Here is a 12,160-nt window from a genome sequence, read left to right as displayed (position 1 = left end):
GTACGTCGCGTCCCCTCTTCAGCCTCGCCGAGGTCTCTACGGATACCTCTCACCCGGTCCGTGATGTGTGCGCCCGGTGCCACCCCCTTTCGTCGAGCGCGACATCCCCTTCCAGGTGCAGCAACCCGAGGCATGAGCGCACTCGATCCGGCGACAAGCCCGACCTTCGGGCGATCTCCTCGACGGAGAGCCTCGACCTCGTGCTCAGGGCATCGAGGACTCGGGTGCGATTCGGATCGTGCTCTTCGCGCTCGGCCGGCGGTTGTTCGATCGGCCCCCACAGCTCTCGCACCTCTCGTGCCGAGGTGACGCACTGCGCGTCGTACTCCCGGAGCAGCCGGTGGCACCCTGCGGAAGATGCCGACGTCACCGGTCCGGGAACCGCACCGAGCGGACGCCCCAGCGTCGCTGCGTGACCCGCGGTGTTCAACGAGCCGCTGCGCCAACCCGCTTCGACCACCACGGTCGCCTGTCCGAGCGCGGCAATCAGTCGGTTCCGAGCCAGGAAGCGCCACTTGGTCGGAGCCGTTCCGCACGGCGGTTCGCTCACCACAGCCCCTTCGACCGCGATCTGCTGCAGGAGCCTCTGATGACCGATCGGGTAGGCGCGGTCGACTCCGCCGGCGAGGAAGGCCACGGTCGCTCCGCCTGCACCGAGGGCAGCGCGATGTACAGCGCCATCGATTCCGTATGCGCCGCCGGAGACGATCACCGCTCCCCCCGCGGCGAGATCCCCGCTGAGTTCCGCGGCGACGTGCTCGCCATAGCTGCTGGCGGCCCGCGCCCCGACCATCGACACCCGTGGGTTCCGCACGAGAAGATCGACGTGCCCGCGCACCCACAGTGCACTTGGCGCATGAGGCCCGAGATCATCGAGGCTCACTGGCCAATGCGCGTCGCCGGGGATGACCAGCCGCGCTCCGACCTCGAACGCGCTGCGGAGGGCCTGCCGCACAGCGCGGGGATCGGCGCGAGGGCGCCATCGTGCTCTGGCCTCTGTCAGCGCCCGAGAAGCCTGTCCGCTCGCGGCGCCTGCGGGCATCAACGACAGGGCATCTCCCAGCGCCGCCGAAAGTGCTTCAGCCGCGCCCAAGGTCCCGATCAGCGCCCCTGCGACGGCGTCACCGGGCTCGGCGATCACGCTCCATGCCGCGCGTGCCACGCACTCCGCGAGGGCATCACCCGGGTGGATCCGACGGACCGCTGCGATGGTCTCGGAGTCGTCGAGCAGTTCGTCCATCATCATCACAGCCCTCTCCTCAGATGCAGGGCACGGCCTATCTCCTCAGGCCCGGGTCGGTCGATGCCTGCCAGGTCGGCCATGGTCCACGCGACCCTGAGCACGCGGTCATAGCCCCGCAACGTCAGCGATCCGCGTTCCAGCGCACGATCGAGTGGCGACCTGGTCGCCGCAGAGAGCCGAAGGGCCCCCTGGCGAAGCCAGGTGCCGGGGACGTCGGCGTTGCGCCGCCACGGCGTGCTCTTCCACCGCTGCACCGCACGCTCGCTCGCCGCGAGGACGCGCGCCCGTGCCTGGACAGTCGTCGTTCTTGCCCTCCGCTCGTCCGTCGCGCACGACGCGGCCACCCGGGCCACGTGCAGATCGATGTCTATCCGGTCGCGGAGCGGTCCCGACAGTCGGGTCGAGTACCGTCGGATTGCCATGGGTGGACACACGCACTCGGCACCCCTCACACCATGATTCCCGCACGGACACGGATTCATGGCGAGCAGCAGTTGGAACTTCGCAGGAAAACGGGCGGTGAACCCCGCTCGATGCACCTCGATGACTCCCGATTCGAGCGGCTGGCGCAGCGCGTCGAGAGCAACACGAGAGAATTCCGCGGCCTCGTCGAGGAACAGCACGCCGCAATGCGCCCGCGCGATGGCCCCTGGCCGAGCTGCGCGCGACCCTCCACCGACCAACGCCGCAACGGACGCGCTGTGGTGCGGGGCCTCCAGTGGCGGAGTCCGACCGAGCGTCGCGACGCGATCCCCGTTGAGCGAGAGTATCGATGCGACCTCGAGTGCCTCCTGGTCGCCGAGTGGCGGCATGATTCCGGGAAGTCGTCGAGCGAGCATCGTCTTGCCTGCGCCCGGAGGCCCGCTCAGGAGCAGATGATGTCCCCCTGCAGCGGCGACGATGAGCGCCTCGATGGCCTCTTCCTGACCGACGACGTCGGACAGGTCCAGATCGGAAGGCTCGTCGACCGCCGCCGACGCCGTGTCGACGGCCTCGACCTCGGGCGCTTCGACATCGGCACCATGCCACACCGCGACCTCGGCGAGGGAAGCGGCAGCACGCACATGGATTCCGGGGACCAGTCTCGCCTCCGCTTCATTGGCATGAGGAACGATCACCCTCTCGAACCCGGCGCGTGCGGCAGCGAACACGGCGGGGAGCACACCCGGTACAGGTCGGATCCGACCGTCGAGCCCGAGTTCGCCGACGTGAACCGTGGCGGCGATCGCGCGCGGTTCGATCGATCCGCCGGCGGCCAGAGCGGCCACGGCGATCCCGAGGTCGAACCCCGCTCCGTGTTTGGGAAGGCTGGCCGGAGAGAGGTTCACTGTGAGCCGCCGTCGAGGCAGATCGAGCCCGGCGTTCTTGCACGCGTTGTGGACCCTTTGTACGGCCTCCGCCAGCGACTTGTCGGGCAGCCCGATGATCCGGAACTCGGGTGTCTGGTTCGACAGGTCGGCTTCGACTTCGACGAGATGACCGTCGACTCCGCTCAGGGCGACGGCCCACGTCCGCGCTGTGGTCATGCGATGTCCACGAGATGCTCGAGCGATCCTACGAACGGGTCCGCACCGATGATCCCGATGACTTCGAGCCTCACCGCGCGCCCACGAGCCGCGTCGGGATGCGCGGCGACCCAGGCTTGCGCAAGCTGCCAGAGCCGACGGCGCTTTCGTCGATCGACGGCCTCGAACGGGTGCCCGAACGCTGCCGTGCGTCTCGTCTTCACCTCGATCATCGCCAGCTGATCGCCCACCGCGGCGACAATGTCGATCTCCCCTTGCGAACATCGCCAGTTCCTGTCGAGCACGGTGTATCCGCTGCCCATCAAGTGCTGCGCCGCGCGCTCTTCTCCCGCTCTGCCGAGGTCATCTTTCGCTGCCATACCCTCAGCATCACGTTCAGCCCGATCGACTGTTCGCGGCGGGCACACCCTCACGCTGAGGTGGGGATTACGCGAGGATTCGAGGTCGTGTGCAGGAACAGAGCCGCGGCCCCCGCGGGGCCGCCGGTATCACTCCCCGTCGAGCGACAGCTCCTGCGGGAGTTCGAACTCTCGACGCTGAAGCTCCTCGACGTTCACGTCCTTGAACGTGAGAACGCGCACGGCCTTGACGAAGCGATCGGCCCGGTAGATGTCCCACACCCACACATCGCTCATCGAGATCTCGAAGTAGAAATCGTGCTCGGTGTCGCGGCGGACGACGTTGACCTCGTTCGCGAGGTAGAAGCGGCGTTCGGTCTCGACGACGTACTGGAACTGCGACACCACATCCCGGTACTCCCGGAACAGTGCCAGTTCGAGCTCGCGGTCGTAGTCGTCGAAGGCTTCCTCATCCATGATGACTCCATCCTAGAGTCGCGGCGCACGAGGCGCGGCATCGCTGGCCGGTGCAGGTCTGTATCAGAACAGGGTGGGGGCGTCGGTGATGGCCCACGATGCACGGTGGAAAGGAGAAAGCCCGTTGCTCCGGATGGCATCGCGGTGTTCGGGGCTCGCGTAGCCCTTGTTGCGGTTCCACTGATATGCAGGATGGCTGTCGTGGAGTTCGGCCATGTACGCGTCACGGGCGACCTTCGCGATCACGGAGGCTGCAGACACGGAGGCGCAGTCGCGGTCGGCCTTGATGACGGGTCTCACGCGCAACGGCGACGAATGCACTCGTGAGACATAGTCGTGGTTGCCGTCGAGCAGAATGAGCGCCTCGTCCATCACAGCCCCCTGGGCGGCGATCGCCGTCACAGCGCGCGATGCGGCGAGTCCGAGGGCACGCATGATGCCGACCTGGTCGACTTCCTCGGCACTCGCCCAGCCGACGGCGGAGGCCTGCACCCACGCCGCGGCGCGTGCCGCGACGTCGGGACGACGCTTCTCCGTCACGAGCTTGGAGTCACGCAGACCTTCCGGCACTCGTCGTCGCGCGCCTGCAGCATCCATCATCGCCGCGCCGACGGCGACGGGGCCGGCAAGTGCTCCTCGGCCCACCTCATCGAGCGCGATGATCACGTCGCACTCCCCCAGGAGCTTGCGTTCCAGAGTCAGCTTGGGGGTGATCACGGTCATTCGGCGTCCGGAACTCCGTTGAACGTGTCGTGATGCCCATCGATGGGACCCAATCGATCGAGCGGCCACGTCGTCAGGAAGGCCTTTCCGACGATGTTCTCCATGGGGACGAATCCGCCGCTGGGGAGGTCCTGATGTGCGCGCGCGTCACGCGAACGATCGCGGTTGTCGCCCAGCAGCCAGACCGAGTCCTCGGGAACGACGACGTCGAACGGCTCGTTCGAGGCAGCGGTGTCGCCCTCGGGGAGATTCAGGTAGCTGAGCTCGTCGATCGGGGCCCCGTTGATAGTGATCTGGCCGAGGGCGTTGCAGCACACGACATGATCGCCGGGCAATCCGATCACGCGCTTCACGAGGTGATCCTGCGCGTCCGTCGCGGAGATACCCACGAAGTTCAGCACCCAATCGACCGCCTGCACGAGCGGGGGTTGGGCGGGGGTCTGCGGCTGCGGGTCGAGCCAGCCGCCCGGATCTTTGAAGACGACCACGTCGCCGCGCTCATAGTCGGTCCACCGAGGGGTGAGCTCATCGACGAGGATCCGATCCTTCACCAGAAGCGTTCGCTCCATCGACGCCGACGGGATGTAGAAAGACCTCACGACGAAGCTCTTGACAACGAAGGACACGAGGGCGGCGATCACGATGATCACCAGCACGTCACGAAGGAAGACCAGGAAACCGCGTCGTCTGGAAGTGCGCGCGGCCGGCGAATCAGTCATCAGGTTCCTTCTCGAGTCATACACCGCTCTGGCGCGACCAGATATAGGTTCGCACACCGGGGACAGAACACAGCACCCCAGGACATCGTGTCCTGGGGTGCTGTGGAGAACCTGCGACTCAGCGGTCGCGCTTCTCCTTGATCTTCGCCTTCTTGCCACGGAGCTGGCGGAGGTAGTAGAGCTTGGCGCGACGCACGTCACCGCGGGTGACGACCTCGATGTGGTCGATCACCGGGGAGTGCACCGGGAAGGTACGCTCGACGCCCACCTGGAAGCTGATCTTGCGGACCGTGAAGGTCTCGCGCACGCTGTCGCCCTGACGGCCGATGACGACACCCTGGAAGACCTGGATACGAGAGCGGGTGCCCTCGGTGATGTTGACGTGAACCTTGACGGTGTCACCGGGGAAGAAGTCCGGGATGTCCGAACGAAGGGAAGCCGCGTCGACGGCGTCGAGGATCTGCATGATCATCTCTCTCTGCACCCGCCACAGGTCGCATGCATGTTTTCAAAGGAACAAGAAGGGAGTGCGCTGTACGGAACGGTGAACGTCCGCGGGCTCCCCTGTGGCAGAGCCGGTCACAGCACAAACACCCATTCTGCCATGGATGCCGTGACCGGCCAAAACGATGACCTCAGTCGCGACCGTCGGTCTCCCGCACCACGATGATCTCGTGTGCTCGTGTCGGAGGGGCCGGTTCGTCGACGGTCGGGATCGTGGACCAGGTGATGGTCTCGCGCAGTCGGGTCCCGCTCCCCTTCGCCTCGTTCCACAGCTGCCACAGCTGCAACCAGATCAGGGCGATGCCGGCGACGATCGCGCCGGTCAGCAACCACGGGAAAGCCCCGTCGATGAAGAAGCCGACGGCGATGGTGAGCCCGTTCCAGATCGTGAAACCGACGACGTCCCACCACGACACGGCCCGCTCGATGCGAACGGACGGGCGCGAGCGCGTCAGGAGCGTGAGCAGGAGCTGCCCGACGAAGACGGACGGCATCGCGATGAGCAGCACCCAGAGGATGGACCAGCCGCCCTGGAAGACCCCCCAGCCGATCAGCAGCCAGAGCGGCAGGAGGAACGCCGCCGGGAGGAGCCAGCGGAAGAAGGCCTGTCGCAACCACATGCTCAGATCGTACGACGACGCCCGCACCGGTGGCCCGGTGTTCGCTGAGAGCGGTCGGGGAACCGGCCGCGCCGGATCAGGGAGAATGGAGACGACGAGAGGAAACCCGATGATCGAACTGCGCACCCCTGCCGAGATCGACGAGATGCGCGCCGCAGGACGTTTCGTGGCCGAGACGCTGGCCACCCTGCGCGAAGAGACGAAGATCGGGACGAATCTCCTCTCGATCGATCGCCGCGCTCATGACATGATCCGCAAGGCCGGGGCAGAGTCCTGCTACATCGACTATCACCCCTCGTTCGGAGCGAGTCCGTTCGGCAAGGTGATCTGCACCTCCGTCAACGACGCCGTGCTGCACGGTCTCCCCCATGACTACACACTGCGTGACGGCGACCTCGTGACCCTCGACTTCGCGGTATCGGTCGACGGCTGGGTCGCCGACTCGGCGGTGTCGTTCGTGGTCGGCACGGCTCGTGAAGAAGATCTTCGACTCATCGACACCACCGAACGCGCCTTGACCGCCGCGATCGACTCCGCGACGGTCGGAAACCGCATCGGCGACATCTCTGCGGCTGTCGCCGCCGTCGCGCACGGCGAGGGCTACTCGATCAACACCGACTTCGGCGGGCACGGGGTGGGACGCACGATGCACGGCGACCCTCACGTCCCGAACGACGGGCGCGCCGGCCGAGGCTTTCCCCTGAGAGCCGGCCTGGTCCTCGCACTCGAGCCCTGGCTTCTCGCGACGACCGATGAGCTGGTCACCGATCCGGACGGATGGACTCTGCGCAGCGCGGACGGTTCCCGTGGCGCCCACTCGGAGCACACCATCGCGATCACCGAAGACGGGCCCATCATCCTCACCGACCGGTCGTTCCTCGGCGTGGACTGACCAGCACCAGGAGCCGAAACGCGAGGGCGTATGCCATCCTGAGTCCATGATTCCGCAGGACCGCCACGTGCCGGAGCGTCTCCTCCTCGCTCGGCATGGGCAGACCGTGTGGAACATCGAACACCGCTTGCAGGGCCAGCTCGACTCTCCCCTCACCGACGAAGGCATCGCCCAAGCCCATGCGATCGCCGACCGCCTCGGTGACGCCGGCGTGCTCACGGTGTGCTCCAGCCCACTCGGCAGAGCTATGCAGACCGCCATGGTCATCGCCGACCGGCTCGGAGCCGAGGTGATCGAGGTGCCGGAACTCGCCGATCTCGATCACGGCACGCTGGCGGGCATGACCTGGGACGAGATCGACGCGGCGTATCCGACGGCCAGAGAGGAGCGCGCCGCCAATCGCTACGGGTGGGCATTCCCCGGTGGTGAGAGTTATGCGCAGGCCAGGTCGCGAGCGCGAAAGGCCCTCAGCAGCTGCGGATGGGCTTCCGAGGGGACGCCGCTGCTCGTGAGCCACGAGATGATCGGCCGGATGCTGCGTGCGGAGCTACGAGGACTCGATGCGTCCAACGCCCTCGGTCTGAGACACCCGCACGGCGTGGTCTTCGAGATCGATGGCCGGTCAGAGCGCATGCTCTGACATCGCGGTCCGGCGTCGATCTCGCTCAGGGCTGCGAGGTCTCGTCGTCCTTGAGGAGATCAGGGCGGCGCTTCCTGGTGCGCGCGAACTGCTGCTCGCGGCGCCAGGCGGCGATCGCCCCGTGGTTGCCGCTCAGCAGGATGTCCGGCACCGACCGCTCGCGCCACGAAGCGGGCTTCGTGTACGACGGGTACTCCAGGAGACCGTCCTCATGCGACTCCTCGACAAGACTCTCCGGGTTGCCGACGACACCGGGGATGAGCCTCCCGATCGCCTCGATCATCGCCATCGTGGCGACCTCTCCCCCGTTGAGGACGTAGTCCCCGAGGCTGATGAGGCGCACCTCGCCGAGGTCGGAGGCGTACTCGAAGACGCGTTCATCGATGCCCTCGTAACGCCCGCAGCCGAAGACGAGGTGCTCGCGGGTCGCCAGCGACCGTGCGGTCTTCTGCGTGAAGACCTCGCCGGCTGGCGAAGGGAAGATGATGGTCGGCCGCTCGGCATCCGCCGCCGTTTTCGAACGAGCGGTGACCTCATCGAGAGCGAGTCCCCACGGCTCCGGCTTCATGACCATGCCGGCGCCACCACCGTAGGGGGTGTCGTCGACCGTGTTGTGACGATCGGACGTCCAGGCACGGAGGTCGTGCACGCGAAGGTCGATGATGCCGGCGTGCTGAGCCTTCCCGAGGAGGGAGAGCGTCAGGCCGTCGAAGTAGGACGGGAAGATGGAGAGGACGTCGATGCGCACGGGGGAACCGTATCAGCGGTCACTCAGAGGCTTCGGCGTCCGCGCCCGACGGTTGCTCGGCATCCGCGGCGTCGGGGAGATCCTCGAAGAGTCCGGGCGGCGGCGTCACGATCAGACGACCGGCCGAGACGTCGACGGCGGGGACGATGGCGGCCACGAAGGGCACCATGACCTCGGTGTCGCCGGACTTCACGATGAGCAGATCCTGCGCCGGGAAGTGCTCGACACGGATGACCCGGCCGACGACCGCATCATCGCGAACGACGTCGAGCCCCACGAGCTGGTGATCGAACCAGGCGTCGTCCTCGACCTCATCGACGTCCTGATCGATCCAGAGGATCGCCTTGACGAGACTCTCGGCGGCTTCTCGATCATCGACATCTTCGAAGAAGACGACCGGATTCCCGTTCATCAAGCGGTATTCGCGAACGGTGATGTCCTTGCCGTGCCACGGCGATGCCTCGGGCACCTGCACCGTGAAACCGGCACCGGGGGTGAAACGACCAGCCGGATTGTCGGTGTACAGCTCGAGCTTGAGCCCGCCTTTGAGGCCGTGCGCCTTCACGAGGCGCCCGACGCGCAGCTGATTCTTGCCCTGGTTACGGTCCTTCGGCACCACGTCAGTCGTCCGCGACATCGACGCGGACCCGACGCCCGTCAGCGAGCGCGCTGACGAGGGTGCGAAGGGCCTTGGCTGTGCGGCCGCCGCGCCCGATCACGCGTCCACGGTCATCGGGGTGCACGCGCACCTCGAGGAGATCGCCTCGCGGCGATGTGGATTCATTGATACGGACATCCTCCGGGTGATCGACGATCCCCTTGACGATGTGTTCGAGCGCGGCGGCGAGCACGGCGGATTACTCTGCGTCGGCGGCGGGAGCCTGAGCGGCTTCCGCGTCGGCCGCGGCGGGAGCCTCCTCAGCGGGGGCCTCCACCTTCTTCTCGACCTTGGGCTTGACGACGGACTTCTTGGATGCGTCGATCTCGAAGGGAGCCTTGGGCTCCTTCACCTTGAGGGTGGACTTCGCGTCGGCGTCGCCCTTGAACTTGCCCCAGTCGCCCGTGATCTTGAGGATGGCGGCGACCTGCTCGGTCGGCTGTGCGCCGACGGAGAGCCAGTACTGCGCACGCTCGGAGTCGACCTCGATGAACGAGGGCTCCTCGGTGGGGTGGTACTTGCCGATCTCCTCGATCACGCGACCATCGCGCTTGGTCTTCGAGTCGGCGACGACGATGCGGTAGTACGGCGCACGGATCTTGCCCAGGCGCTTGAGACGAATCTTGACAGCCACGATTCTCCTGAATTGTGTGGAAGGAAACGAACTGATCGCCTGGAGAGTGGGGTGCACACCCGGCGGAAGCTCAAATGAGTGTGGACACCTGCTGGATAGAGGGTCGAGCAGGTCGTCCGACCCTCTATTCTGCCAGATCCTCGCGCCCGGCGCGAAACGTGGCGAAACGGCCGTTGTCGTGTCGTGTCGCCCGCATGTCAGACTGTGCGGGTGAAGCTCGAGTTCGCCTCTTCCGCCCGATCCACCGTCGGCCTCGAATGGGAGATCATGCTCGCGGACCCCGTGAGCGGTGACCTCGTCGGACGCGCCCCGGAACTGCTCGCGGCGCTCGAAGCCGAGAGCGAGGGTGAGCGCCATACCGTCACAGGTGAGCTGCTCACGAACACGATCGAAGTCACGAGCGGGATCGGCGATTCCGTCGCGCACGCCGTCGACGACATCGCGAACGCCATCACCGCCGTGCGCACCGCGACCGACCCGGCGGGCATCGAACTGCTGTCGGCCGGCAGCCACCCGTTCGCGCAGTGGTTCGATCAGGAGGTCACCGACAAGTCGCGCTATCACACCCTGATCGAGCGCACTCAGTGGTGGGGTCGCAACATGATGATCTGGGGAATCCACGTGCACATCGGCGTGGAGGACCAGCGCAAGGTCTTCCCCATCATCAACGCGCTCTCGGCATACCTCCCCCATCTGCAGGCGCTGTCGGCGTCGAGTCCGTTCTGGGCGGGTGAGCGCACCGGCTACGCCTCGAACCGCGCCCTGGTGTTCCAACAGCTGCCGACGGCCGGACTCCCCTGGCCGCTACGCGACTGGGCACAATACGAGTCGTATCTCGACGACATGGTCCGCACCGGCGTGATGGCGGACGCCACGGAGGTGCGCTGGGACATCCGTCCCGCTCCGCGATGGGGAACCATCGAGGTGCGAGCCTGCGACGGCCTGTCGACGCTGCCGGAGCTCGCGTCGGTCGCGGCGCTCGTTCAGGTGCTCGTCGAGCACTTCTCCCGTCAGCTCGACGAAGGACGGACCCTTCCCGAGCTCCCTGCATGGTTCCACCGGGAGAACAAATGGCGCGCGGCGCGGTACGGACTCGACGCACGCGTCATCGTCGATGCCGCCGGAACGCAGCGTCCCGTGCGTGAACACCTCGCCGAAGTCCTGGAAGAGCTCGCACCCGTGGCCGTGGAGCTCGGCTGCGTCCGGGAGTTCGGCAACAACGCCGTCACTCTCGAGAACGGGGCCAGTTACGAGCGTCAGCTCGTGATCGCGAATGCCACCGCCGGAGATCTCACCGCCGTCGTGCAGCACCTCATCCGCGAGTTCCGCTCCGGACCCGAGGCGTCGACAGAAGGCGCGTAGCCACGACCTCTGTCGGCGGTCGACTCAGTCCTCGACGAGACGCCGGGCGAGTCCTTCATCCAGGACGACGTCGGTGATGAGCCCTGCGGAGAGGGCGGCCCGGAGGCTGACCAGCTTCGGGACGCCCGACACGACGCATATCCGACGAGGAACGCGGCGCAGGCGGTCGAGTCCCGGTCCGGTCGCCCGGGCGTTCACGCGGATATCCCGCCAGGATCCGTCGGATCGGAAGAACACCGTGGCGACGTCGCCGATCGCGTGGTCCTCGCGCAGGCTGCGGTAGTCGTCGCGTCCGAGATATCCGCCGACGTACACGCGACTCGGAACCTCGGCAGCCGGAGACCCCAGGCTGAAGACCGCGACGTCCATCTTCGCCTGCAGATCGAGCACTCGACGGGTGCTGCGCTCGCGCCACATCGCCTCACGGGTGGCGGGATCGTCGAAGAACGCGGGCACGGGGAACTGCTGCACCTGCGCACCGAAGGCGCTGCCGAACCGCTGCAGGATGTCGCTGGAGTACTCCACGCCTGTGGTCTGGGTGTTGCCGGCCCCGTTGAGCTGGACGAAGGTCGTGTTGTGCGTCTCCTTCTGCGTGAGGCCGCGGCTCACCGCACTGATCGTCGAGCCCCAGGCCACACCGATGATCATGTTGGAGTCGACGAACTGGGACAGCAGGCGGCCGGCCGTGAGCGCGACGCGCTCGAGACGTTCCACCTCGCTGAGGATCTCGGGCATGGGAACGACGTGTGCGGCCACGCGGTGCCGGTCGCGGATGCGCTGTTCGAGCATGCCGAGCCGCTCCAGCGGCGAGTTGATGCGGATGTCGACGAGGCCGCTCTCCCGCGCGAAGCTCAAGAGGCGTGAGACCGAGGAACGGGAGGTACCGAGCTCCTGCGCGATCACCTCCATCGTCTTGTCCTGCATGTAGTAGAGCTGCGCGGCCGTGAGCGCCGCGATCAGCTTGCTATCGCGGGTTTCCGCGCTCTGACCGGCCATCGTGACCTCCTCACCCTCGATCCTTGCACATATGTGCAGTGGGCTTGCGCGGGATGCCACACAGGTCGATGCTGGTTGGC

Annotated in this window: 16 protein-coding genes; 3 read left to right on the top strand and 13 right to left on the bottom strand. The window is 66.7% G+C overall.

Going from position 1 to position 12,160, the window contains the following annotated elements:
- Nucleotides 1-49: 49 nt before the first annotated feature.
- From dprA to HCX50_RS06825, 8 genes are all read right to left on the bottom strand, one after another.
- A complete protein-coding gene (dprA, locus tag HCX50_RS06860) occupies nt 50-1,246 on the bottom strand; it encodes a DNA-processing protein DprA (RefSeq protein WP_337749149.1) in 1,197 nt (398 codons plus the stop codon).
- Nucleotides 1,246-2,769, bottom strand: a complete 1,524-nt coding sequence (locus HCX50_RS06855) for a YifB family Mg chelatase-like AAA ATPase (protein ID WP_167633425.1) — start codon at nt 2,767-2,769, stop codon at nt 1,246-1,248. The genes dprA and HCX50_RS06855 overlap by 1 nt, the downstream gene beginning before the upstream one ends.
- A complete protein-coding gene (locus HCX50_RS06850; protein WP_091036112.1) occupies nt 2,766-3,128 on the bottom strand; it encodes a YraN family protein in 363 nt (120 codons plus the stop codon). Before HCX50_RS06850 ends, HCX50_RS06855 begins: the two co-directional genes overlap by 4 nt.
- Before the next feature lie 129 nt (nt 3,129-3,257).
- Nucleotides 3,258-3,584 carry a DUF2469 family protein gene (locus tag HCX50_RS06845; RefSeq protein WP_017204525.1) on the bottom strand — a complete coding sequence of 109 codons (327 nt, stop codon included), beginning with the start codon at nt 3,582-3,584 and terminating at the stop codon, nt 3,258-3,260.
- Between the two features lie 63 nt (nt 3,585-3,647).
- Entirely contained in the window at nt 3,648-4,307 is a 660-nt protein-coding gene (locus HCX50_RS06840; protein WP_091036109.1) for a ribonuclease HII, read from the bottom strand.
- Nucleotides 4,304-5,026 (bottom strand): signal peptidase I, encoded by a 723-nt coding sequence (lepB, locus tag HCX50_RS06835; protein ID WP_091036107.1) that lies wholly within the window; start codon nt 5,024-5,026, stop codon nt 4,304-4,306. Before lepB ends, HCX50_RS06840 begins: the two co-directional genes overlap by 4 nt.
- Nucleotides 5,027-5,144: 118 nt before the next feature.
- Nucleotides 5,145-5,492 (bottom strand): 50S ribosomal protein L19, encoded by a 348-nt coding sequence (gene rplS, locus HCX50_RS06830; protein WP_091037582.1) that lies wholly within the window; start codon nt 5,490-5,492, stop codon nt 5,145-5,147.
- 169 nt (nt 5,493-5,661) lie between these two features.
- Nucleotides 5,662-6,150, bottom strand: a complete 489-nt coding sequence (locus tag HCX50_RS06825) for a hypothetical protein (RefSeq protein ID WP_029263506.1) — start codon at nt 6,148-6,150, stop codon at nt 5,662-5,664.
- A gap of 109 nt (nt 6,151-6,259) precedes the next feature.
- Between HCX50_RS06825 and map the strand changes: the two genes are divergently transcribed.
- Together map and HCX50_RS06815 are read left to right on the top strand one after the other, a co-directional pair.
- Nucleotides 6,260-7,042, top strand: coding sequence for a type I methionyl aminopeptidase (map, locus tag HCX50_RS06820; RefSeq protein WP_091036104.1), 783 nt, complete (start codon nt 6,260-6,262; stop codon nt 7,040-7,042).
- Nucleotides 7,043-7,088: 46 nt separating this feature from the next.
- Nucleotides 7,089-7,682, top strand: coding sequence for a histidine phosphatase family protein (locus HCX50_RS06815; protein ID WP_205828880.1), 594 nt, complete (start codon nt 7,089-7,091; stop codon nt 7,680-7,682).
- 25 nt (nt 7,683-7,707) lie between these two features.
- Here HCX50_RS06815 and trmD read toward each other — a convergent pair whose 3' ends face one another.
- Genes trmD through rpsP form a run of 4 tightly spaced genes read right to left on the bottom strand, consistent with a single transcriptional unit; the run spans nt 7,708 to nt 9,722 of the window.
- A complete protein-coding gene (trmD, locus tag HCX50_RS06810; protein ID WP_167633424.1) occupies nt 7,708-8,430 on the bottom strand; it encodes a tRNA (guanosine(37)-N1)-methyltransferase TrmD in 723 nt (240 codons plus the stop codon).
- Between the two features lie 19 nt (nt 8,431-8,449).
- Entirely contained in the window at nt 8,450-9,067 is a 618-nt protein-coding gene (rimM, locus tag HCX50_RS06805) for a ribosome maturation factor RimM (RefSeq protein WP_167633423.1), read from the bottom strand.
- Nucleotides 9,051-9,281 carry an RNA-binding protein gene (locus tag HCX50_RS06800; protein ID WP_017830729.1) on the bottom strand — a complete coding sequence of 77 codons (231 nt, stop codon included), beginning with the start codon at nt 9,279-9,281 and terminating at the stop codon, nt 9,051-9,053. The genes rimM and HCX50_RS06800 overlap by 17 nt, the downstream gene beginning before the upstream one ends.
- 6 nt (nt 9,282-9,287) lie before the next feature.
- The gene (gene rpsP / locus HCX50_RS06795) at nt 9,288-9,722 is read right to left on the bottom strand and encodes a 30S ribosomal protein S16 (RefSeq protein ID WP_091036095.1); all 435 of its coding nucleotides are present in this window, start codon (nt 9,720-9,722) and stop codon (nt 9,288-9,290) included.
- 210 nt (nt 9,723-9,932) lie between these two features.
- On the opposite strand from rpsP, the gene HCX50_RS06790 reads away from it, so the two are divergent.
- Nucleotides 9,933-11,084: a glutamate--cysteine ligase gene (locus HCX50_RS06790; protein WP_167633422.1), complete on the top strand. Its 1,152-nt coding sequence runs from the start codon at nt 9,933-9,935 to the stop codon at nt 11,082-11,084.
- 24 nt (nt 11,085-11,108) lie between these two features.
- On the opposite strand, the gene HCX50_RS06785 is transcribed toward HCX50_RS06790, so the two are convergent.
- Nucleotides 11,109-12,080: a sugar-binding transcriptional regulator gene (locus HCX50_RS06785; RefSeq protein ID WP_029263513.1), complete on the bottom strand. Its 972-nt coding sequence runs from the start codon at nt 12,078-12,080 to the stop codon at nt 11,109-11,111.
- Between the last annotated feature and the right edge of the window lie 80 nt (nt 12,081-12,160).

It is taken from the genome of Microbacterium sp. B19(2022) (assembly GCF_012030385.1).
Lineage (GTDB): Bacteria > Actinomycetota > Actinomycetes > Actinomycetales > Microbacteriaceae > Microbacterium > Microbacterium oxydans_B.
Note: the sequence above shows the minus strand (reverse complement) of the source record. Positions and strands in the feature narration are given on the sequence as shown.